The sequence below is a fragment of the Rathayibacter festucae DSM 15932 genome (assembly GCF_004011135.1).
In the GTDB taxonomy this organism is placed as follows: Bacteria; Actinomycetota; Actinomycetes; order Actinomycetales; family Microbacteriaceae; genus Rathayibacter; species Rathayibacter festucae.
On record NZ_CP028137.1, the window covers coordinates 1,866,696 to 1,887,412 of the forward strand.

Here is a 20,717-nt window from a genome sequence, read left to right on the forward strand (position 1 = left end):
CGGACAGCGGCTCCACGTTACGCCCGCCGTCCCGGCTCGCGCAGGCCCGGCCGCGCGGCTCAGGCGCCGCGCCGGGTCTCCTCGACCCACTGGTCCAGCTTCGCCGTCGCGGCACCCGAGTCGACCGCCTGCGCGGCGCGGTCGAGCGCCGAACGGAGGCGGTCGAGGATCGCCGTCCGGATCAGCCCCGGGTCGCGCGCCAGATCGAACGCGATCAGTCCCGCCGCCGCGTTCAGCAGCACGATGTCCCGCACCGGCCCCTCCTCGCCGGCCAGGACCGAGCGGACGACCTGCGCGTTGTAGGCGGCGTCGCGCCCGCGGAGCTGGTCGATGCTCGCGCGGCGCAGGCCGAGGTCGCGCGGGTCGAGGTCGTGCTCGACGACCGAGCCGCGCGAGACCTCCCAGATGTGGCTGTGCCCCGTGGTCGTCAGCTCGTCGAGCCCGTCGTCGCCGCGGAAGACCAGCGCGGTCGCGCCGCGGGTCTGGAACACCCCGACGAAGAGCGGGACCCGGTCCAGGTGCGCGACCCCGACCGCGGACGCCTCCGGCCGCGCCGGGTTGCAGAGCGGCCCGAGGAAGTTGAAGACGGTCGGCACGCCGAGCTCGGCCCGCACGGGCCCCGCGTGGCGGAAGCCGGGGTGGAACATCGCGGCGAAGACGAAGGCGATCCCCGTCCGGCGGAACACCTCGGCCACCCGGTCGGCCGAGAGCGTCAGATCGACGCCGAGCGCCGCGAGCACGTCCGAGGAGCCCGACGACGAGGACGCCGCCCGGTTCCCGTGCTTGACGACCGGCGTGCCCGCGGCCGCCGCGATGATCGACGCGGTGGAGGAGATGTTGACCGTGCCGAAGCGGTCCCCGCCGGTCCCGACGATGTCGAGGGCCATCGGATCCACGTCCAGCGGCACCGCGTGCTCGAGGATCGCGTCGCGGAAGCCGACGATCTCGTCGACCGTCTCGCCCTTGGCGCGCAGCGCGATCAGCAGACCCGCGAGCTGCGCCGGCGTGGCCTCGCCCTGCATCACCCGCTCCATGGCCCAGGTCGCCTCCGACACCGAGAGATCGGAGGAGTCGAGGAGGGAGCCGAGAATGAGCGGCCAGGACAGGGTTTCCGACATGGCTCTCAGATTATGCGACTACGAAGGCCCCACGGGAAGTGCGAGTTCCCCCCCTTGCGATCGTCCATAATGGTCTGTGTGACGAGCACCTCTCTCTCCCCCACGGCCACCGTGCCCGCAGTGAACCGACCCAACCCGGTCGCGGTCGGAACGATCGTCTGGCTGGGCAGCGAGGTCATGTTCTTCGCGGGCCTGTTCGCGATCTACTTCACCCTCCGCAGCACCTCACCGGAGCTGTGGTCGGCCGAGACCAGCATCCTGAACGTCCCCTACGCGAGCGTCAACACGGTGATCCTGGTCGCCTCGTCGTTCACCTGCCAGTTCGGCGTCTTCGCCGCCGAGCGCCTGCAGCCCCGGTCCACCGGGCTCAGCCCGTTCAAGTGGGGCATGGTCGAGTGGTTCTTCCTCACCTACGCCCTCGGCGCGGTCTTCGTCTGCGGCCAGGTCCTCGAGTACGCGACCCTCGTCTCGGAGGGCGTCACGCTCTCGAGCAACGCCTACGGCTCCGCGTTCTACCTCACCACCGGCTTCCACGCCCTGCACGTGACCGGCGGGCTCATCGCCTTCCTGCTCGTCATCGGCCGTGCCTTCGCCGTCAAGAACTTCGGCCACAAGGAGGCGACCAGCGCGATCGTCGTGTCCTACTACTGGCACTTCGTCGACGTCGTCTGGGTCGGCCTCTTCGTCGTCATCTACTTCCTGAAGTGAGGCCAGCCGCCTCCATGCCCCACCACACTCCCGAACCCCGCAGGAAGGTTGCCTCGATGGCCTCCCCGAAGACGAAGAGCCGCGCCAAGAAGGGTCGCCGTCACCCGCTGGCCACGCTGGCCCTGATCGCGATCGGCCTCGGCCTCACCGGCGGCACCTACGCGGCCGTCGGCGTCGCGACCTCCGCCTCCGCGGAGACCTCGGCCATCAGCCAGCAGACGATCGACGAGGGCTCGAAGCTCTTCGCCGCCAACTGCGCCACCTGCCACGGCCTCGACGCCGCGGGCACCGACAACGCCCCGTCGCTGATCGGCGTCGGCGCCGCCTCGGTCGACTTCCAGGTCGGCACCGGCCGCATGCCGATGCAGATGCACGGCCCGCAGGCCCTCGAGAAGCCGGTGCAGTTCACCGACGACCAGGTCGCCGAGCTGGCGGCCTACGTCGCCTCGCTGGCGCCCGGCCCCGCCATCCCCACCGGCGAGGTCCTCGACGCCCAGGGCGACTCGGCCAACGGCGCCGAGCTCTTCCGGATCAACTGCGCGATGTGCCACAACGTCGCCGGCGCCGGCGGCGCGCTGACCGAGGGCAAGTTCGCTCCCCCGCTGGGCGGCGTCACCGAGGCGCACATCTACGAGGCGATGGTCACCGGCCCGCAGAACATGCCGGTCTTCAACGACCTCAACATCTCGCCGGAAGACAAGCGCGACATCATCTCCTACCTCAAGTACATCGAGGCCAACCCCTCCCCGGGCGGATTCGCCCTGGGCTCCCTCGGCCCCGTCGCCGAAGGCCTCTTCCTCTGGATCTTCGGACTCGGTTCCATCGTCGCCCTGACGGTGTGGATCACCGCACGATCCAACTAGCAGACACCGGCGCCCTGGCGGGCGCTCGACCCCCACGACGCCGAGCGGCGTCGACACGGCGTGAAAAGGAGAACCATGGCAGAGCACGATGAGGGTGGCACCGACCTCGCCACCTCGTCGGCCACCGGGCACGGGAGTGCTCCGGCCGGCACCGCGGTCGTGACGCGGGGCCGCGTCCAGGACCCGGGCCTCCCGCCGCACCGCCCCCGGATGACCGACGTCGACCCCAAGGTCGCGAAGCGGGCCGAGCGCACGGTCTACACGCTCTTCTACCTCTCCTTCGCGGGCTCGATCTTCGCGGTGGCCGCCTACATGGCGTTCCCGATCACGGAGAGCATCGAGTCGGTCCGGCTGAACACGCTGTTCATCGGCCTCGGCATGTCGCTGGCGCTCCTGGGCATCGGCATCGCCGCCGTCCACTGGGGCAAGCAGCTGATGTCCGACCACGAGGGCATCGACATCCGCCACCCCGTCCGCAGCGCGGAGGACACCCGTGCCCGCGCGCTCGAGATCTTCGACCAGTCCGACAAGGAGTCCGGCTTCGGCCGGCGCTCGCTGATCCGCAACAGCCTCATCGGCTCGCTGATCGTCTTCCCCCTGCCCGCCGTGATCCTGTTCCGAGGCCTCGGACCGCAGGACCAGAACCCCGTCGCCCTCCTCAAGACCACGATGTGGCGCGAGGGCACGCGGCTCACCCTGGACCCCTCCGGAGCGCCGATCCTCGCATCGGACGTCACGCTGGGCTCCGCCTTCCACGTCATCCCCGAGGGACTCGACGAGGTCGAGGGCAAGCTGGAGGAGAAGGCCAAGGCCGCCGTCCTCCTGATGCGCCTGAAGCCCGAGGACCTGACCGTCAGCGAGGGTCGCGAGACCTGGAACTACGACGGCATCGTCGCCTACTCCAAGATCTGCACGCACGTCGGCTGCCCCGTGGCGCTGTACGAGCAGCAGACCCACCACCTCCTGTGCCCGTGCCACCAGTCGCAGTTCGACATCAAGCGCGAGGCCGAGGTCATCTTCGGTCCTGCGAAGCGCCCGCTTCCGCAGCTCCCCATCACCATCGACGCCGACGGATACCTGGTCGCTCGCAGCGACTTCACGGAGCCGGTCGGACCATCCTTCTGGGAGCGATGACACACATGTCCACCACCACACCTTCCCGCCCCGCGGCATCGCCCGCGGAGCCCGGCGACGGCGTCATCCTCGGCAGCGGCAAGCTGCAGAAGGGATACGTCGGCAAGGCCTCCAACTACATCGACGAGCGCACGAGCATCTCGGCGGTCGTCAAGGAGTTCGGCCGCAAGATCTTCCCGGACCACTGGTCGTTCCTCCTCGGCGAGGTCGCGCTCTACAGCTTCGTGATCATCCTGCTCTCGGGCACCTTCCTCACCTTCTTCTATCAGGCCTCCATGGTCGAGACGCACTACGAGGGCAGCTACCTGCCGCTCAAGGGCATCGAGATGTCCGCGGCGATGGCCTCGTCGCTCGACATCTCGTTCGACATCCGCGGCGGCCTGCTGATGCGCCAGATCCACCACTGGGCGGCCCTGCTGTTCGTGGCCTCGATCGGCCTGCACATGCTCCGCATCTTCTTCACCGGTGCGTTCCGCAAGCCGCGCGAGATCAACTGGGTCATCGGCTTCGTCCTCTTCATCCTCGCGATGGCCGAGGGCTTCACCGGCTACTCCCTCCCGGACGACCTGCTCTCGGGCAACGGCCTCCGCATCATCGACGGCATGGTCAAGGGCATCCCGATCGTCGGCACCTGGGTCTCGTTCCTCCTCTTCGGCGGCGAGTTCCCCGGCACCGACATCGTCGGCCGCCTCTACACGCTGCACATCCTGCTGCTGCCGGCGCTGGTGCTCGCGTTCATCGCCCTGCACCTCGTGTTCGTGGTCGTCCACAAGCACACCCAGTTCCCCGGTGCGGGCAAGACCGAGCAGAACGTCGTCGGCTACCCGGTGCTCCCGGTCTACGCGGCCAAGGCCGGTGGATTCTTCTTCATCGTCTTCGGTGTCGTCGTCCTCATCGCCTCGCTGTTCACGATCAATCCGATCTGGAACTACGGCCCGTACGACCCCTCCCCCGTCTCCGCCGGCACCCAGCCCGACTGGTACATCGGCTTCGCCGACGGTGCCCTGCGTCTGGTCCCGCCGGGACTCGAGTGGGCGATCCCGGGCCTGGGCACGATCTCGTTCAACATCCTCCTGCCGCTCTCCGTGGTCGGTCTGTTCATCGTCGTCGTCCTGCTCTACCCGTTCCTCGAGGCCTGGATCACCGGTGACAAGCGCGAGCACCACCTGCTCGACCGCCCGCGCAACGCCGCCACCCGCACCGCGATCGGTGCCGCCGGAGTCACGTTCTACGCCGTCCTCTGGGCTGCGGCGTCCTCCGACATCATCGCGACGCACTTCCACCTCACGATGGAGGGCGTCATCCACGCCCTGCAGTTCCTCCTCTTCGCTGGTCCGGTCATCGCGTACTTCGTCACGAAGCGCATCTGCCTCGCCCTGCAGAAGAAGGACCGCGAGATCGCTCTGCACGGCTTCGAGTCCGGCCGCATCGTCCGCCTCCCCGGCGGCGAGTTCATCGAGGTGCACCAGCAGCTCGACGCGTACGAGCGCTGGAAGCTGGTCGGCCAGGAGGAGTACGAGCCCCTCATGATCCGCCCGGACTCCCGCGGCCGCATCACCGCCCCGGAGCGCGTGCGCGCCGGCCTCTCCCGCTGGTTCTTCGAGGACCGGATCACCCCCGTCACCCAGAAGGAGCTCGAGAGCTCGCACAGCGAGCACTGACTCCTCCCCGAAGGGCCCGGACGCACAGCGTCCGGGCCCTTCGTCGTCCCCTGTTCGACCATCCCTCACAGAGCGCAGAACGCCACTCATCGAGCGGCACCCCCGGACAGCAGAGTCCGCCCCCTCCTGCTGATCGAGTAGCCCGTGCAGCGGGCGTATCGAGATCCACCACCGTCAGAACACGAGTCTGCAGACCCGCCCTCCTGAGGCCGCCGGGTCTCGATACGCCCCTCTGGGGCTACTCGACCAGCATGGGCAGCACGGCCGCCCTCATGCTGATCGAGTAGCCCACACAGCGGGCGTATCGAGATCCACCACCGTCAGAACACGACTCTGCAGGCCCGACCTGCTGAGGACCCCGGGTCTCGATACACCCCTACGGGGCTACTCGACCAGCATGGACAACACGGCCGCCCTCATGCTGATCGAGTAGCCCTTGCGGCGGGCGTATCGAGATCCACCACCGTCAGAACGCGAGTCTGCAGACCCGCCCTGCTGAGGACCCCGGATCTCGATACGCCTCTGCGGGGCTACTCGACCAGCAAGAACAGCACCGCCACGCTCGTGCCGATCGAGTAGCCCGCACAGCGGGCGTATCGAGATCCACCACCATCAGAACACGACTCTGCAGACCCGCCCTCCTGAGGACGCCGGGTCTCGATACGCCCCTCTGGGGCTACTCGACCAGCATGGACAGCACAGCCGCCCTCATGCTGATCGAGTAGCGACCGCAGGTCGTGTATCGAGATCAACCCACGCCAGAAGACGCAGTCCGCAGACCCGCACTGCGGAAAGAGACGGGTCTCGATCCGCCGCTGCGGGGCTACTGGACCACCGCGTCGGCGTGCCTCTGTCGAACGCCCTTGTCGCGTGGAGTCGATGATGCTGATCGAGTAGCCCGCGAAGCGGGCGTATCGAGATCCACCACGCTCAGAGCACAAGCCTGCAGACCCGCCCTGCTGAGGAAGCCAGGTCTCGATACGCCCCCGCGGGGCTACTCGACCAGCATGACGCGTGCTCCGCGCCCTTCCAGACTCCCCGGAACGGACGCAGGCAGTCGGCTGAGGCCCGTGACGGGTCCGCTCGCGGCCCCGCGATAGCGCGACTGGACTCGGAGCGGCCTCAGGAGGCCCATCAGAGCCAGTTTCACGCCCGTTCGCAGTAGTCGGACGCTCCGAGTCAGATCCCAGACGCCCGCGCCAGCCCTGCGGGCTCACTCGCCCCACGCGAAAGGGCCGGGTGCCGGAGGTCGAAACCTCCTGCACCCGGCCCTCGGAGCCGTGCAGTCCGCCTAGCGGGCGAAGTACCCGCGGTAGTACTCGTACACCCAGCCGGCGATGGCGACCAGGAAGAGGCCGACCGCGATGTAGGTGATCCAGAAGCCGACCGCGAGGCCGAGGAAGGCCAGCGCGGCGGAGCCGCCCAGGATCAGCGGCCACCAGCTCCACGGGCTGAAGAAGCCCAGCTCGGGGTCGCCGTCGTCGATGTCGGCGTCGAGGCGGTCCTCGGGCAGCTCCGCGCCCTGGGCCTTGTGCACCCGGCCGACGTAGAAGGCGATGAAGCCGCCCAGCACCGACGAGAGCGCGATGCCCACGGTGCCGACCCACTCGACCTGGCCGGTGTCGATCAGCGACCAGAGGATGTAGGTGACGTCCGCGAGGAGGAAGAACCCGGCGAGCAGCCAGAACAGATTGACGTTGGCGCGCATGGCCCTACTTCACCGTGCCTTCGGACTTGTCGTACGTGGGGGCGTCCGGAGCGTCCTTCGCCGGACCGATGCCGACGGGGATGCCGGCCTCGGGGTGGTTGAGGTCGAAGGCCGGAGCCTCGCTGCGGATGCGCGGGATGGAGGTGAAGTTGTGCCGGGGCGGCGGGCAGGAGGTCGCCCACTCGAGCGAGCGCGAGAAGCCCCACGGGTCGTTCACGGTGACCTTCGGCGCCTTGCGGGCCGTGATGTACACGTTGAGGAAGAACGGGATGAGCGAGACCGCGAGGATCATCGCGCCGATCGTCGACAGCTGGTTCATCCAGGTGAAGCCGTCCTCGGGCAGGTAGCTCGCGTAGCGGCGGGGCATGCCCACGACTCCGAGCCAGTGCTGGATGAGGAAGGTGGTGTGGAAGCCGATGAACAGCAGCCAGAAGTGCCACTTGCCCAGGGTCTCGTTCAGCATCTTGCCGGTCCACTTGGGCCACCAGAAGTAGAAGCCCGAGAACATCGCGAACACGACAGTGCCGAACACCACGTAGTGGAAGTGCGCCACGACGAAGTACGAGTCGGACACGTGGAAGTCCAGCGGCGGCGACGCGAGGATGACGCCGGTCAGGCCACCGAAGGTGAAGGTGATCAGGAAGCCGATCGCCCAGATCATCGGGGTCTCGAACGTCACCGATCCGCGCCACATGGTGCCGATCCAGTTGAAGATCTTCACGCCGGTCGGGACCGCGATGAGCATCGTCATCAGCGAGAAGAACGGCAGCAGGACCGAGCCGGTGACGTACATGTGGTGCGCCCACACGGTCACGGACAGGGCGGCGATCGCGATGGTCGCGTAGATCAGCGTCTTGTAGCCGAAGATCGGCTTCCGGCTGAAGACCGGGAAGACCTCGGAGACGATGCCGAAGAACGGCAGCGCGATGATGTACACCTCGGGGTGGCCGAAGAACCAGAACAGGTGCTGCCAGAGCAGCACGCCGCCGTTGGCCGCATCGTAGATGTGCGCGTCGAACACGCGGTCGGCGCCGAGGGCGAACATCGCGGCGGCGAGGACCGGGAAGGCCAGCAGCACGAGGATCGACGTCACCAGGATGTTCCAGGTGAAGATCGGCATGCGGAACATCGTCATGCCGGGGGCGCGCATCGTGATGATCGTGGTGATGAAGTTCACCGCACCGAGGATCGTGCCGAAGCCGGACAGCGCCAGGCCGAAGACCCAGAGATTACCGCCGAGCCCTGGCGAGAACGTCGTGCTCGAGAGTGGCGCGTAGGCGAACCAGCCGAAGGACGCGGCGCCCTGCGGGGTGATGAAGCCGGCGACCGCGATCAGCGAGCCGAAGCTGTAGAGCCAGTAGGCGAACGCGTTGAGTCGCGGGAACGCGACGTCCGGAGCGCCGATCTGCAGCGGCATGAGGACGTTGGCGAAGCCCGCGAAGAGCGGCGTCGCGAACATCAGCAGCATGATCGTGCCGTGCATGGTGAAGAGCTGGTTGTACTGCTCGCGGGTCTCGACCACGGCAAGGCCGGGCTCGAAGAGCTGGGCGCGGATGACCAGGGCCATCACGCCCGCGATGCAGAAGTAGATGAACGAGGTGATCAGGTACATGTACCCGATGACCTTGTGATCGGTGGACGTCATCCAGCGAACGAGGACGTTCGCCTTGCGCTCGACCGGCGGTGTGCCGAATGAGCGGGACGGGGCGGGTGCTGTGGCGGTGCTCATGCTCCCTCTACTCCTCGTTCTCGGTGCGGGCCGGCGCGCCGGTGCCGGGCAGGTTGCTGTTGCGGTCGTACTCGGCGCCGAGCTGGCCGGTCTGGCCCGCGTCGCGCAGCGACTGGATGTAGTCGTCGTACTCGCCCTGCGAGACGACCTTCACGTTGAAGAGCATCGCGGAGTGGTACTCGCCGCAGAGCTCGGCGCACTTGCCGGCGTAGGTCCCCTCCTTGAGCGGCGTGACGTACATGTAGTTCGTCTTGCCGGGGATCATGTCCTTCTTGTAGAGGAAGTCGACGACCCAGAAGGAGTGGATGACGTCGCGGGCGTCGAGCTGGATCTTGATCTTCTGGTTCACCGGCAGGTAGAGCGTCGGGACCTCGGACTCGACCAGCGAGCCGGCGCCGTCGGCGCTGTCCTCGTACTGGCCTTGGATGCCCGCGGAGTAGACGTCCTCGTCGACGTAGTTGAAGTCCCACGCCCACTGCTTGCCGTACACCTGGATGGTCTCGTCCGGGTCGTCGTAGGCCTGCTCGATGGCGGCCTGGTCGCGCGCGGTGAAGGCGAAGAATCCGATCACGAGGATCAGCGGCACGATCGTGTAGAAGATCTCGATCGGCATGTTGTAGCGCAGCTGCACCGGGAGGCCGGTCTGGCCCTTCCGGCGGCGGTAGACGACGACCGCCCAGATCGTCAGGCCCCAGGTGATGACACCCACGGCGAGCAGGACGATCCAGGAGGTGACCCAGAGTCCGATGACCCGATCGACGTGGTTCGTCGTGCCGGGTTCAGTGGGGAGCCAGCCCTGCAGCTGCTCCTGCGTGCAGCCCGCGAGGACGAGGGCGAGAGCTCCTGCGACGGGTACTGCGACCCATCGGCGGAGACGGCGATTGAAGCGCACCGGTGACCTTTCGGAAGACTGGGGACCAGTTCACACGAAACTGTATTAGACCGGCCCTAGCCTACCCGCCGTCGTCGGCAGGGAGTGCACCGGCACCCGCTCTTGACCTCTCGCCGAAGTGGTGCTGCAACGGCGAACGGCGCCCGGCCGCCCGCCGGAGCGGGGAGTCGGGCGCCGTTCGAGCGGGCCGTGCGGCGTGTCGCCGCGGTCGATCAGTGGAAGCTGTCGCCGCAGGCGCAGCTGCCGCCGGCGTTGGGGTTGTCGATGGTGAAGCCCTGCTTCTGGATGGTGTCCTCGAAGTCGATCGAGGCGCCGTCGAGGTAGGGGACGCTCATCTTGTCGACGACGAGGCCGACGCCCTCGAACTCGACCGCCGCGTCGCCGTCGAGCGTGCGCTCGTCGAAGTAGAGCTGGTAGATCAGGCCGGAGCAGCCGCCGGGCTGGACGGCGACGCGCAGGCGCAGGTCGTCGCGGCCCTCCTGCTCGAGGAGGCTCTTCACCTTCGCGGCGGCGACGGGGGTCATCGAGACGCCGTGCGCCGCGGTGGTGGTGCTGGCGGTCAGTGTCGTGTCGGACATGTCACTCCTCGGTGGGATCGGTCGGAACGGAGCCGAGCGGGAACAGAGCTGGCGGGATCGGACGGCGTGCTGCCGACGATTCTACGGTGGCAACCCGGGCGCGGGCCGGGCTATTCCGAATCGCTCAGGCCCGGTGCTCGGCGGCGCGCAGCAGGAACAGCGCCTCCGTCTGCGCCGCGCGCTGGAAGACGCCGAGGTGGAGGGACTCGTTCGGGCTGTGCGCGCGCGAGTCCGGGTCCTCGACACCGGTGACCAGGATCTGCGCGTCCGGGAACTCGCGCACGAGGTCCGCGATGAAGGGGATGCTGCCGCCGACGCTGGTCTCCAGCGGCGCGCGGCCCCAGGCGTCGGCCATCGCCTGCTCGACCAGGCCGACGGCCCAGCCCGAGGTGTCGACCAGGAAGGGCTCCCCCGTGTCGACGTCGGCGATCTCGAGGTGGGCGCCGAACGGGGCGTGCGCCCGCAGGTGCCGCTCGAGGGCGGTGAAGCCCTCCTGCGCCTCCTGGCCGGGAGCGATGCGGGCGCTGATCTTGACCCGCACGGACGGGCTGAGGGTGTTGGAGGCGTCCACCACGCTGGGTGCGTCGATGCCGGTGACCGTGATCGACGGCTTCGACCAGATCCGGGAGAGGAGCGGTCCGGAGCCGATCGGCGAGACGCCGTCGAGCAGGCCGGAGTCGCGGCGCAGGTCCTCCTCGGTGGTCTCCGGCACCACGCCGTCGTGCTCGGTGAGCCCGGCGACCGCGACCGAGCCGTCCTCGTTCCAGAGCGTGTCGAGGAGGCGGATCGTCGCGAGCATCGCGTCGGGCACCGCGCCGCCGAGCATGCCCGAGTGCGAGGCGTGGTCGAGGGTGCGGACGGTGAGGGTCAGCGTGACGTTGCCGCGCAGGCCCACGGTGAGCGAGGGGGTGTCGATGTCCCAGTTGTCGCTGTCGGCGACGACGATCACGTCGGCCCGCAGCGCGTCGTGGTGCTCGCGGAGGAAGGTCGGGAACGAGCGGGAGCCGAACTCCTCCTCGCCCTCGATGAAGAGCACGAGGCCGAGGTCGTGGTCGTCGCCCGCCACCCGGCGCAGGGCCCGGACCGCGGCGAGGTGCGAGACCACGCCCGCCTTGTCGTCCGCAGCACCGCGGCCGTAGAGGCGGTCGCCGCGCACGGTCGGCTCGAACGGCGGCGTCTCCCACGCCTCCTCCGCCCCCTGCGGCTGGACGTCGTGGTGGGCGTAGAGCAGGACGGTGGGTGCGCCGTTGCGGGCGGCCCGCGTCGCGAGGACGGCGGGCTGACCGAGGAGGTCGGAGTCGCCGATGGTGGAGCTGCGGATCGAGACCTCGTCGAAGACACCCGTCTCCCGGGCGAGCTCGGCGATCGCCTCGGCGCTGGCGGCGACGCGGGTGGGGTCGAATCCGTCCCAGGAGACGGAGGGGATCCGGACGAGCCGGCCCAGCTCGCCGAGCGAGCGGGGCAGGTCGTCGCGCACGGCGGCGAGCACCTCCTCCTCGGCGGCGGACAGGGTGGAGGACGGAGTCGGAGCGTCGTGAGCCATGGAGGTAATCTTAAGAGACCCTCGATTCCAAGGACGTTCCCCTGTGGCCAAGCACCCGATCGCACCCGACACCCCCGACGACGCCGACGTGACGGCCATCGGGAAGGGCCGGCCGACCCCGACGCGCCGCGAGCAGGAGCTCGCCCGCAAGCGTCCGCTGGTCGTGACCGACCGCAAGCAGGCCGCGCGGGACGCCCGCGTGAAGACCGCGGAGCTGCGCGAGCAGGCCCGCGTCGGCATGGCCGCCGGCGACCAGCGCTACCTGCCGGTGCGCGACAAGGGCCCGCAGCGCAAGTACGTCCGCGACTACGTCGACGCGCGCTTCAGCTTCGGCGAGTTCCTCATCCCGGTGATGGTCGTCGTGCTGCTGATCAGCTTCTTCCCGCAGCCCGAGCTCGCCTCGCTCACGCTGATCATCCTGTGGGCGTTCTTCCTGCTCGCCGTCCTCGACTGCATCCTGCTGGGCCGCCGCCTGAAGAAGAAGCTCGCCGAGCGCTTCGGCGGCGCCGACAAGGTCGAGAAGGGCATCCCGTGGTACGCCGCGATGCGCGCCCTGCAGCTGCGCGTGATGCGCCTGCCCAAGCCGCAGGTCAAGCGCGGAGCGTTCCCGGCCTGACCCGGCGGCACGAACCGGGCCGCCGGAGGCCGGACCCAGCGGCGCCGGACTACGCGGCGCGCAGCCTGGCGAGCCCGCGGTTGATCTGGCGGCCCCAGAGCGGGCCGCGGAAGACGAACGCCGAGTAGCCCTGCACCAGCGTCGCGCCGACGTCGAGCCGCTCCTGCACGTCCTCCGCGGTGTCCACTCCCCCGACGGAGATCACACAGAACTCCGCGGGGACGACGCCCCGGATGACCCGCAGCACCTCGAGTGCGCGCGCGGCGAGCGGAGCGCCGGAGAGCCCGCCCGCTCCCGCGCGCTCGACGACGGAGCGGTCGGTGCGCAGTCCCTCGCGGGACAGGGTGGTGTTCGTGGCGATGACACCGGCGAGGCCGAGGCGCACCGCGAGCTCGGCGACGCGGACGACTTCCTCGTCCGAGAGGTCCGGCGCGATCTTGACCAGCAGCGGCGTCGTGTCCGCCGCCTCGGCGACCGCGGCGAGCAGCGGCTCGAGCTTGTCGATCTCCTGCAGGCCGCGCAGACCCGGGGTGTTCGGCGAGCTGACGTTGACGACCAGGTAGTCGGCGAGCGGCGCGAGCATCCGGGCGCTGACCAGGTAGTCCTCGACCGCGTCGTCGACGTCGACCACCCGGCTCTTGCCGATGTTGACGCCGATCACGGGGCGGCCTCGAGCACTGCGCAGGCGGGCGAGGCGACCGGCCGCCGCGCGGGCGCCGTGGTTGTTGAAGCCCATCCGGTTGATCAGCGCGCGGTCGGCGATCAGCCGGAAGAGCCGCGGGCGGTCGTTGCCGGGCTGGGCGCGGGCGGTCAGCGTGCCCACCTCGACGTGGCCGAAGCCGAGCGCGCCGAGACCGAGCACGGCGGTCGCGTCCTTGTCGAAGCCGGCGGCCACGCCGAACGGCGTCCGGAAGCGGAGGCCGAGCGCCTCGACCGAGAGGTCGGCGCGCGGCACGGTGAGCCGACGGACGAGCGGGGCGACCGGGCCGAGCGCCTGGATCACCGGGAAGGCGAGGTGGTGCGCCCGCTCGGGATCGAGGCGCTTGAGCACGGTGGAGAACAGCAGCGGGTACACGGCGGCCCTCACAGCTCGTCGGCGGTGTGCAGGGCGGCGGGGCGCTCGGCGCGCAGCAGGGCGATCGCCGACTCGAAGTCGTCGAGGGAGTCGAACGCCTGGTAGACGCTCGCGAAGCGCAGGTAGGCGACCTCGTCCAGCTCGCGGAGGGGGACGAGGATGGCGAGCCCGATGTCGTTCGCGTCGATCTGCGAGGCGCCGGTGGAGCGGAGGTTCTCCTCGACCCGCTGGGCGAGCACGGCGAGGTCGGTGTCCGTCACGGGGCGGCCCTGGCAGGCCTTCCGGACGCCGCTGACGATCTTCTCGCGGCTGAACGGCTCCACGACTCCGCTGCGCTTGATCACGACGAGGCTCGCCGTCTCGGTGGTGGAGAAGCGGCGGCCGCAGGACGGGCACTGGCGGCGGCGGCGGATGGAGAGGCCGTCGTCGCTGGTGCGCGAGTCGATCACGCGGGAGTCGGGGTGCCGGCAGAAGGGGCAGAACATCGGGTGCCTCTCGAGGTCAGGCGAAGCGGGCGTCGACGGCGTCGCCGTGCGCGGGGAGCGCCTCGGCGTCGCTCAGCGCGCGGATGTGCGGGGCGACCCGCTGCAGGGCGGCGCGGTCGTAGGAGACGAGCTGCTGCGGGCGGAGGAAGGTGTGCGCGCCGAGCCCGGAGGAGAAGCGCGCCTGCCCGAGGGTCGGCAGCACGTGATTGGAGCCGGCCAGGTAGTCGCCGAGGCTGACCGGGGTGGTCGGGCCGAGGAAGACGGCGCCGGCGTCGTGGATCCGCTCGGCGGTCGCCTCGGGGTCGACGGTGTGCAGCTCGAGGTGCTCGGGGCCGTAGGCGTCGCTGAAGGCGCAGGCGATCTCGAGGTCGTCGACGATCACGAGGGCCGACTGCGGACCGGAGAGCGCGATGCCGACGCGCTCGGAGTGGTGGGTGCGCGCGGCCTGCTCGACGATCTCGCGGCCGACGGCCTCGGCGAGGGCCGGGTCGTCGGTGACGAGCACGGCGGAGGCGGCCTCGTCGTGCTCGGCCTGGCTGACCAGATCGGCGGCGATCAGGCGCGGGTCGGCGCTGGAGTCGGCGATGACGAGGATCTCGGTGGGTCCGGCCTCGGAGTCGATGCCGACCTGGCCGAGCACCTGGCGCTTGGCGGTGGTGACCCAGACGTTGCCGGGGCCCGTGATGATGCTGACCGGGTCGAGGCCGAGGGAGTCGACGCCGTAGGCGAGGGCGGCGACCGCTCCCGCGCCGCCCATCGCGTACACCTCGTCGACGCCGAGGAGGCCGGCGGCGGCGAGGATCGTCGGGTGCACGGAGCCGCCGAACGCCTTCTGCGGCGGCGAGGCGATCGCGACGGAGCTGACGCCGGCGGCCTGGGCGGGCACGGCGTTCATGATCACGCTGGAGGGGTAGACGGCCTTGCCGCCGGGGACGTAGAGGCCGGCGCGACCGACGGGCTGCCAGCGCTGGGTGACCGTGGCGCCGTCGTCGAGCACCGTGGTGCGGGCCGGCGGGATCTGCGCGGCGCTGGCCTTGCGGACGCGGACGATCGCCTCCTCGAGGGCCGCGCGGATCGCGGGGTCGAGGTCGCGGACCGCCGCGGCGATCTCCTCGGCGGGCACGCGCAGGTGCGGCGGGCGGACGCCGTCGAGGCGCTCCGCCTGCTCGAGCAGCGCCTCGGCGCCGCGCGCGCGGACGTCGGCGATCAGCTCGGCGACGACGGGCCCGACGGCGGCGGAGGTGCCCGGATTGCGCGGAACGAGGGCGAGGAGCTCGGCGGCGGACGGACGCCGCCCCCGCAGATCGAGAGTCTGAATCATGGCCGCCCCAGCCTACCGGCCGCGCCCGCGCCACTCCCCCGCGGGCGCCTCCCGCGCCGCCGACGCCGGGTCTCGATACGCCGCTGCGCGGCTACTCGACCAGCATGGCGCTCATGCTGATCGAGTAGCCCGCGCAGCGGGCGTATCGACATCCACCACCGCCCGCACGCCGGTCACCGGGTCTCGATACGCCGCTCCGCGGCTGCTCGACCAGCATGTGCGGCGCGGCCTAGTACAGGCAGTTCGGACCGAGCAGCGACTTCAGCTCGCCGAACAGGTCCGGGGTGATCCGGACCGGGAACGGGACCTCGAAGACGCGGGCCGTGTCGCCCTTGATCAGCTTGAGGCGGACCTCGGTGCGGCCGGAGTGGCGGATGAGCACGTCGCTGAGCTGCGAGACGGTGTCGGTCGTCGCGCGCGACTCCGGCATCGAGACGGTCAGCGAGCCGGAGTCGCCGTCCTGGCTCATCTCGGGGGCGAAGAGGCTGAACGCGTGCAGGTTCATCCCGTCGTCGCGCATGCTGACGCGGCCGCGCACGACGACGATGGAGTCGTTCGTCAGCGCCGGAGCGAACTCCTGGTACGCCTTGCCCATGAACATGCAGGTGATCTCGCCGCCGAAGTCCTCGACCTGGATCATCCCGTACTGGTTGCCGGAGGCCTTCGCCATCCGGTGCTGCACGCTCGTGACGAGTCCGGCGACGACCACCGTCTCGCCGTCCCCGATCGACTCCGAGACCAGGAGGTCGGCGATCGTCGTGCTGTAGTGCTTGGCCAGCTCCGTCTCGAGCCCGGCGAGCGGGTGGTCGGAGACGTAGAGGCCGAGCATGTCGCGCTCGAAGGCGAGCTTGTCTCGCTTGGCCCACTCCGGCCGGGTCGGCACCTGGATCGCGGCCTGCGGCTCGTCCCAGAGGCTGTCGAAGTCGAAGCCGACCTGGCCGTTGGCCTCGTTGCGCTTCTCGCCGACGGCGGCCTCGACCGCGTCCTCGTGCACCTCGACGAGCGCGCGCCGCGTCGAGCCGAGCGAGTCGAACGCGCCCGCCTTGATCAGCGACTCGATGGTGCGCTTGTTCGCGACCGGGAGCGGCACCTTGCGGAGGAAGTCGTGGAACGACTCGAAGCGCCCCTTCTCCTCCCGGGCGACCCGGATGCCCTCGACGACGTTGGTCCCGACGTTGCGGACGGCACCGAGGCCGAAGCGGATGTCGGGCCCCACGGCGGTGAAGAAGCCGATCGACTCGTTGACGTCCGGCGGCAGCACCTTGATGCCCATCCGCCGGCACTCGTTGAGGTAGGCGGCCATCTTGTCCTTGGAGTCGCCGACGCTGGTGAGCAGCGCGGCCATGTACTCCGCGGGGAAGTGCGCCTTGAGGTAGGCGGTCCAGTAGGAGATGACGCCGTACGCGGCCGAGTGCGCCTTGTTGAACGCGTAGTCGGAGAAGGGCAGCAGGATGTCCCAGAGGGTCTTCACCGCGGCCATCGAGTAGCCGTTGTCGGCCATGCCGCCGGAGAAGCCCTCGAACTGCTTGTCCAGCTCGGACTTCTTCTTCTTGCCCATCGCGCGGCGGAGCAGGTCGGCCTGCGCCAGCGTGAAGCCCGCGAGCTTCTGCGCGATCGACATCACCTGCTCCTGGTAGACGATCAGCCCGTAGGTGCCGCCGAGCACCTCGGCGAGCGGCTCCTCGAGCTCCGGGTGGATCGGGGTGATCTCCTGGACGCCGTTCTTCCGCAGCGCGTAGTTGGTGTGCGAGTCGGCACCCATCGGGCCCGGCCGGTAGAGCGCGAGGACCGCGGAGATGTCCTCGAAGTTGTCGGGCTTCATCAGGCGCAGGAGCCCGCGCATCGGCCCGCCGTCGAGCTGGAAGACGCCGAGCGTGTCGCCGCGGGCCAGCAGCTCGTAGGCTGCCGGGTCGTCGAGCGCGAGGTCCTCGAGGACGAGGTCCTGACCGCGGTTGGCGCGGATGTTGTCGAGGGCGTCGTCGATGATCGTGAGGTTCCGCAGCCCCAGGAAGTCCATCTTGATCAGGCCGAGCGACTCGCACGCGGGGTAGTCGAACTGCGTGACGATCTGGCCGTCCTGCTCCCGCTTCATGATCGGGATGATGTCCTTGAGCGGGTCGCTCGACATGATCACACCGGCCGCGTGCACGCCCCACTGCCGCTTGAGATTCTCCAGGCCCAGGGCCGTCTCGAAGACGAGCTTGGCCTGCGGGTCCTCGGCGATGACGTTGCGGACGTCGAGCGCCTCCTTGTAGCGCGGGTGCTCGGGGTCGTTGATCCCGGTCAGCGGGATGTCCTTGCCCATGATCGCGGGCGGCATCGCCTTGGTGAGCTTCTCGCCCATCCCGAACGGGAAGCCGAGCACGCGCGAGGCGTCCTTGAGCGCCTGCTTCGCCTTGATGGTGCCGTAGGTGACGATCTGCGCGACGCGCTCGTCGCCGTACTTGTCGGTGACGTAGCGGATGACCTCGCCGCGGCGACGGTCGTCGAAGTCGACGTCGAAGTCGGGCATCGAGACGCGGTCGGGGTTGAGGAAGCGCTCGAAGATCAGGCCGTGCTTCAGCGGGTCGAGGTCGGTGATCTTCATCGCGTAAGCGGCCATCGAGCCGGCTCCGGAGCCGCGGCCCGGGCCGACGCGGATGCCGTTGCGCTTGGACCAGTTGATGAAGTCGGCGACGACGAGGAAGTAGCCGGGGAAGCCCATCTGCAGGATGACGCGGGTCTCGTAGTCGGCGCGATCGCGCACCTCCTGGGAGATCCCGTCCGGGTAGCGCTCGTTCAGGCCGGCCTCGACCTCCTTCACGAACCAGGTGTCCTCGGTCTCGCCCTCGGGGACGGGGAAGCGCGGCATGTAGTTCGCGGAGGTGTCGAACTGCACGTCGCAGCGCTCGGCGATCAGCAGGGTGTTGTCGCAGGCCTCGGGGTGGTCGCGGAAGACCTGGCGCATCTCGCGCGGGGACTTGAGGTAGAACTCGTCCGCGTCGAACTTGAAGCGCTTGGGGTCGTCGAGCGTGGTGCCCGACTGCACGCAAAGCAGCGCCGCGTGCGAGGTGGCGTCGTGCGCGTGGGTGTAGTGCAGGTCGTTCGTGGCCACCAGCGGCAGATCGAGGTCCTTCGCCAGCCGGATGACGTCGCCGATGACGCGGCGCTCGATCTCGAGGCCGTGGTCCATGATCTCGGCGAAGTAGTTCTCCTTGCCGAAGATGTCGCGGTAGTCGGCGGCCGCCTGGCGCGCCTCCTTGTACTGCCCGAGGCGCAGGCGCGTCTGCACCTCGCCGCTCGGGCAGCCGGTGGTCGCGATGAGGCCCTCGGAGTGCTCGGCGAGGATCTCGCGGTCCATCCGGGGCTTGAAGTAGTAGCCCTCGATCGAGGCGCGCGAGGACAGCCGGAAGAGGTTGTGCATGCCGGTCGTCGTCGAGCTCAGCAGCGTCATGTGCGTGTAGGCGCCCGAGCCGGAGACGTCGTCGCCGCCGCCATCTCCCCAGCGGATCCGGGTCTTGTCCGAGCGGTGCGTGCCGGGGGTGATGTACGCCTCGGTGCCGATGATCGGCTTGATCCCCGCCGCGGTCGCGGTGCGCCAGAAGTCGAAGGCGCCGAACACGTTGCCATGGTCGGTGACGGCGATCGCCGGCATGCCCTCCTCCACCGCCGCGTCGATCAGCGGCTTGACCCGGGCGGCACCGTCGAGCATCGAGTACTCGCTGTGCACGTGCAGGTGGACGAAGGAATCGTTACTCGGCAAAGGATGCGCCTCCGACGGACTGCGGGCAGGGAGACCGAAAGTCTACCCGCGTCACTCCCCGCGGAGGACGTCCAGCGCGTGCGCGAGGTCGTCCGGGTAGGTCGCCTCGAACTGCACCCACTCCCCCGTGCCCGGGTGGGTGAAGGCCAGCCGCACGGCGTCCAGCCACTGCCGGGTGAGGCCGAGGCGCTTGGAGAGCGTGGGGTCGGCGCCGTACATCGCGTCGCCCACGCAGGGGTGGCGCTGGGCCGCCATGTGCACCCGGATCTGGTGCGTCCGTCCGGTCTCGAGCCGGATCTCGAGGAGCGAGGCGAAGGGGAACGCCTCGATCGTCTCGTAGTGCGTGACCGAGGGCTTGCCGTCGGCGCGGATCGCGAACTTCCAGTCCGAGGAGGGGTGACGCCCGAGCGGCGCGTCGATCGTGCCGGTCAGCGGATCGGGGTGCCCCTGCACGACGGCGTGGTAGATCTTCTCGACCAGCCGGTCGTGGAAGGCGCGCTTGAGGTGGGTGTACGCGCGCTCGGACTTCGCGACGACCATCAGGCCGCTCGTGCCGGCGTCGAGCCGGTGCACGATGCCCGCCCGCTCAGCGGCGCCGGAGGTCGAGATCGTGAAGCCGGCCGCGGCGAGGGCGCCGAGCACGGTCGGGCCCTCCCAGCCGACGGCCGGGTGCGCCGCGACCCCGACGGGCTTGTCGATCACCACGATGTCATCGTCGTCGTGGACAATCCCCAGGTCGGGGACCGCGATCGGGACGATGCGCGGCTCCTCGCGGGGACTCCACTCGACGCTCAGCCAGGCACCCGCGGCGACGCGGTCGCTCTTGTCGAGGACCCGGCCGTCGGCGGTGACGCCGCCGGCGTCGATGACCTCGGCGGCGAAGGTGCGCGAGAAGCCGAGCAGCTTGCCGACGGCCGCGTCGGCGCGGAGGCCGGCCAGCCCGTCGGGGACGGGCAGCGCGCGGGACTGCACCATCAGGCGCCGCCGCGCGGCTCGGAGTCGATCGCCGCGGTGCTGTCGGTGTCCGCACCGTCCTCCGCGGCGGCCTGCTCGGCCTTGCGCGAGGTGCGCGTCCCGTCGAGGTTCACGCCGCGCAGGCTGAGGATCACGAAGAGCCCCATCGCCGTGCAGATCGCGATGTCGGCGACGTTGTAGATCGCCGGCAGCAGCCACGGCGTGTAGAGGAAGTCGACCACGTGGCCGAGACCGAACGACGGCTCGCGGAAGAGCCGGTCGAACAGGTTGCCGAGCGTGCCGCCGAGCAGCAGCCCGAAGAACAGCGCCCACGCCGTCGAGCGGATGCGCCGGGAGAACCAGATCACGGCGACGACCACGCACGCGGCGATGATCGAGAAGATCCAGGTGGAGCCGCTCGCGAGCGAGAACGCGGCTCCGGGGTTCTTCACGTAGTGCAGGATCAGCACGTCGCCGAGGACGTGCACGTCCTCACCGAGCGTGAGCCCGGTGCTGACGAGGTGCTTCGCGGTCTGGTCGATCGCGAACACCGCGAGCGCAACGAGGCCGAGGGTGACGAGCACCCTCGG

The 20,717-nt window shown here is 69.7% G+C and carries 17 protein-coding genes; 5 read left to right on the forward strand and 12 right to left on the reverse strand.

What is annotated here, in order from left to right:
* Nucleotides 1–59: 59 nt before the first annotated feature.
* Nucleotides 60–1,118: an anthranilate phosphoribosyltransferase gene (gene trpD, locus C1I64_RS08735; protein ID WP_123446159.1), complete on the reverse strand. Its 1,059-nt coding sequence runs from the start codon at nucleotides 1,116–1,118 to the stop codon at nucleotides 60–62.
* A gap of 69 nt (nucleotides 1,119–1,187) precedes the next feature.
* Between trpD and ctaE the strand changes: the two genes are divergently transcribed.
* From ctaE to qcrB, 4 genes are all read left to right on the forward strand, one after another.
* A complete protein-coding gene (gene ctaE, locus C1I64_RS08740) occupies nucleotides 1,188–1,826 on the forward strand; it encodes an aa3-type cytochrome oxidase subunit III (RefSeq protein ID WP_123446158.1) in 639 nt (212 codons plus the stop codon).
* Nucleotides 1,827–1,882: 56 nt separating this feature from the next.
* Nucleotides 1,883–2,689, forward strand: coding sequence for a cytochrome bc1 complex diheme cytochrome c subunit (gene qcrC / locus C1I64_RS08745; RefSeq protein WP_127886945.1), 807 nt, complete (start codon nucleotides 1,883–1,885; stop codon nucleotides 2,687–2,689).
* Between the two features lie 75 nt (nucleotides 2,690–2,764).
* Nucleotides 2,765–3,823, forward strand: a complete 1,059-nt coding sequence (qcrA, locus tag C1I64_RS08750; RefSeq protein WP_127886946.1) for a cytochrome bc1 complex Rieske iron-sulfur subunit — start codon at nucleotides 2,765–2,767, stop codon at nucleotides 3,821–3,823.
* 5 nt (nucleotides 3,824–3,828) lie between these two features.
* Nucleotides 3,829–5,484 carry a cytochrome bc1 complex cytochrome b subunit gene (gene qcrB, locus C1I64_RS08755; protein ID WP_123446155.1) on the forward strand — a complete coding sequence of 552 codons (1,656 nt, stop codon included), beginning with the start codon at nucleotides 3,829–3,831 and terminating at the stop codon, nucleotides 5,482–5,484.
* Nucleotides 5,485–6,775: 1,291 nt separating this feature from the next.
* Here the strand turns inward: qcrB and C1I64_RS08760 are convergent.
* From C1I64_RS08760 to C1I64_RS08780, 5 genes are all read right to left on the reverse strand, one after another.
* A complete protein-coding gene (locus C1I64_RS08760) occupies nucleotides 6,776–7,192 on the reverse strand; it encodes a cytochrome c oxidase subunit 4 (protein WP_123446154.1) in 417 nt (138 codons plus the stop codon).
* 4 nt (nucleotides 7,193–7,196) lie between these two features.
* Complete coding sequence (gene ctaD / locus C1I64_RS08765; protein ID WP_123446153.1) at nucleotides 7,197–8,921, reverse strand: aa3-type cytochrome oxidase subunit I; 1,725 nt, start codon at nucleotides 8,919–8,921, stop codon at nucleotides 7,197–7,199.
* Between the two features lie 7 nt (nucleotides 8,922–8,928).
* Nucleotides 8,929–9,813 (reverse strand): aa3-type cytochrome oxidase subunit II, encoded by an 885-nt coding sequence (gene ctaC, locus C1I64_RS08770; RefSeq protein WP_123446152.1) that lies wholly within the window; start codon nucleotides 9,811–9,813, stop codon nucleotides 8,929–8,931.
* A gap of 212 nt (nucleotides 9,814–10,025) precedes the next feature.
* The gene (gene erpA / locus C1I64_RS08775) at nucleotides 10,026–10,391 is read right to left on the reverse strand and encodes an iron-sulfur cluster insertion protein ErpA (protein ID WP_123446151.1); all 366 of its coding nucleotides are present in this window, start codon (nucleotides 10,389–10,391) and stop codon (nucleotides 10,026–10,028) included.
* Nucleotides 10,392–10,515: 124 nt separating this feature from the next.
* The gene (locus C1I64_RS08780; protein WP_127886947.1) at nucleotides 10,516–11,934 is read right to left on the reverse strand and encodes a dipeptidase; all 1,419 of its coding nucleotides are present in this window, start codon (nucleotides 11,932–11,934) and stop codon (nucleotides 10,516–10,518) included.
* A 43-nt stretch (nucleotides 11,935–11,977) separates the two neighbouring features.
* Between C1I64_RS08780 and C1I64_RS08785 the strand changes: the two genes are divergently transcribed.
* Nucleotides 11,978–12,550 carry a DUF3043 domain-containing protein gene (locus tag C1I64_RS08785; protein ID WP_243587142.1) on the forward strand — a complete coding sequence of 191 codons (573 nt, stop codon included), beginning with the start codon at nucleotides 11,978–11,980 and terminating at the stop codon, nucleotides 12,548–12,550.
* Between the two features lie 49 nt (nucleotides 12,551–12,599).
* Here C1I64_RS08785 and C1I64_RS08790 read toward each other — a convergent pair whose 3' ends face one another.
* The 6 genes from C1I64_RS08790 to lspA all read right to left on the reverse strand — a co-directional run bounded on the left by C1I64_RS08790 (nucleotide 12,600) and on the right by lspA (nucleotide 20,711).
* The gene (locus C1I64_RS08790) at nucleotides 12,600–13,625 is read right to left on the reverse strand and encodes a quinone-dependent dihydroorotate dehydrogenase (RefSeq protein ID WP_127888505.1); all 1,026 of its coding nucleotides are present in this window, start codon (nucleotides 13,623–13,625) and stop codon (nucleotides 12,600–12,602) included.
* 8 nt (nucleotides 13,626–13,633) lie between these two features.
* Nucleotides 13,634–14,110, reverse strand: a complete 477-nt coding sequence (gene nrdR / locus C1I64_RS08795) for a transcriptional regulator NrdR (RefSeq protein WP_123446147.1) — start codon at nucleotides 14,108–14,110, stop codon at nucleotides 13,634–13,636.
* 16 nt (nucleotides 14,111–14,126) lie between these two features.
* Entirely contained in the window at nucleotides 14,127–15,431 is a 1,305-nt protein-coding gene (gene hisD, locus C1I64_RS08800) for a histidinol dehydrogenase (protein ID WP_127886948.1), read from the reverse strand.
* Between the two features lie 229 nt (nucleotides 15,432–15,660).
* Nucleotides 15,661–19,122 carry a DNA polymerase III subunit alpha gene (gene dnaE / locus C1I64_RS08805; protein ID WP_244209573.1) on the reverse strand — a complete coding sequence of 1,154 codons (3,462 nt, stop codon included), beginning with the start codon at nucleotides 19,120–19,122 and terminating at the stop codon, nucleotides 15,661–15,663.
* Nucleotides 19,123–19,224: 102 nt separating this feature from the next.
* A complete protein-coding gene (locus C1I64_RS08810) occupies nucleotides 19,225–20,145 on the reverse strand; it encodes an RluA family pseudouridine synthase (RefSeq protein ID WP_123733325.1) in 921 nt (306 codons plus the stop codon).
* Between the two features lie 2 nt (nucleotides 20,146–20,147).
* Complete coding sequence (gene lspA, locus C1I64_RS08815) at nucleotides 20,148–20,711, reverse strand: signal peptidase II (RefSeq protein ID WP_123446144.1); 564 nt, start codon at nucleotides 20,709–20,711, stop codon at nucleotides 20,148–20,150.
* Nucleotides 20,712–20,717: the final 6 nt, after the last annotated feature.

Bases quoted from the DNA above. Each gene is read 5' to 3' on its own strand.
- nrdR (WP_123446147.1), bottom strand. From the start codon at position 14,110: ATGTTCTGCCCCTTCTGCCGGCACCCCGACTCCCGCGTGATCGACTCG.
- C1I64_RS08760 (WP_123446154.1), bottom strand. From the start codon at position 7,192: ATGCGCGCCAACGTCAATCTGTTCTGGCTGCTCGCCGGGTTCTTCCTC.
- qcrA (WP_127886946.1), top strand. From the start codon at position 2,765: ATGGCAGAGCACGATGAGGGTGGCACCGACCTCGCCACCTCGTCGGCC.
- ctaD (WP_123446153.1), bottom strand. From the start codon at position 8,921: ATGAGCACCGCCACAGCACCCGCCCCGTCCCGCTCATTCGGCACACCG.
- dnaE (WP_244209573.1), bottom strand. From the start codon at position 19,122: ATGCTCGACGGTGCCGCCCGGGTCAAGCCGCTGATCGACGCGGCGGTG.
- ctaE (WP_123446158.1), top strand. From the start codon at position 1,188: ATGGTCTGTGTGACGAGCACCTCTCTCTCCCCCACGGCCACCGTGCCC.
- trpD (WP_123446159.1), bottom strand. From the start codon at position 1,118: ATGTCGGAAACCCTGTCCTGGCCGCTCATTCTCGGCTCCCTCCTCGAC.
- erpA (WP_123446151.1), bottom strand. From the start codon at position 10,391: ATGTCCGACACGACACTGACCGCCAGCACCACCACCGCGGCGCACGGC.
- qcrB (WP_123446155.1), top strand. From the start codon at position 3,829: ATGTCCACCACCACACCTTCCCGCCCCGCGGCATCGCCCGCGGAGCCC.
- qcrC (WP_127886945.1), top strand. From the start codon at position 1,883: ATGGCCTCCCCGAAGACGAAGAGCCGCGCCAAGAAGGGTCGCCGTCAC.
- hisD (WP_127886948.1), bottom strand. From the start codon at position 15,431: ATGATTCAGACTCTCGATCTGCGGGGGCGGCGTCCGTCCGCCGCCGAG.
- C1I64_RS08780 (WP_127886947.1), bottom strand. From the start codon at position 11,934: ATGGCTCACGACGCTCCGACTCCGTCCTCCACCCTGTCCGCCGCCGAG.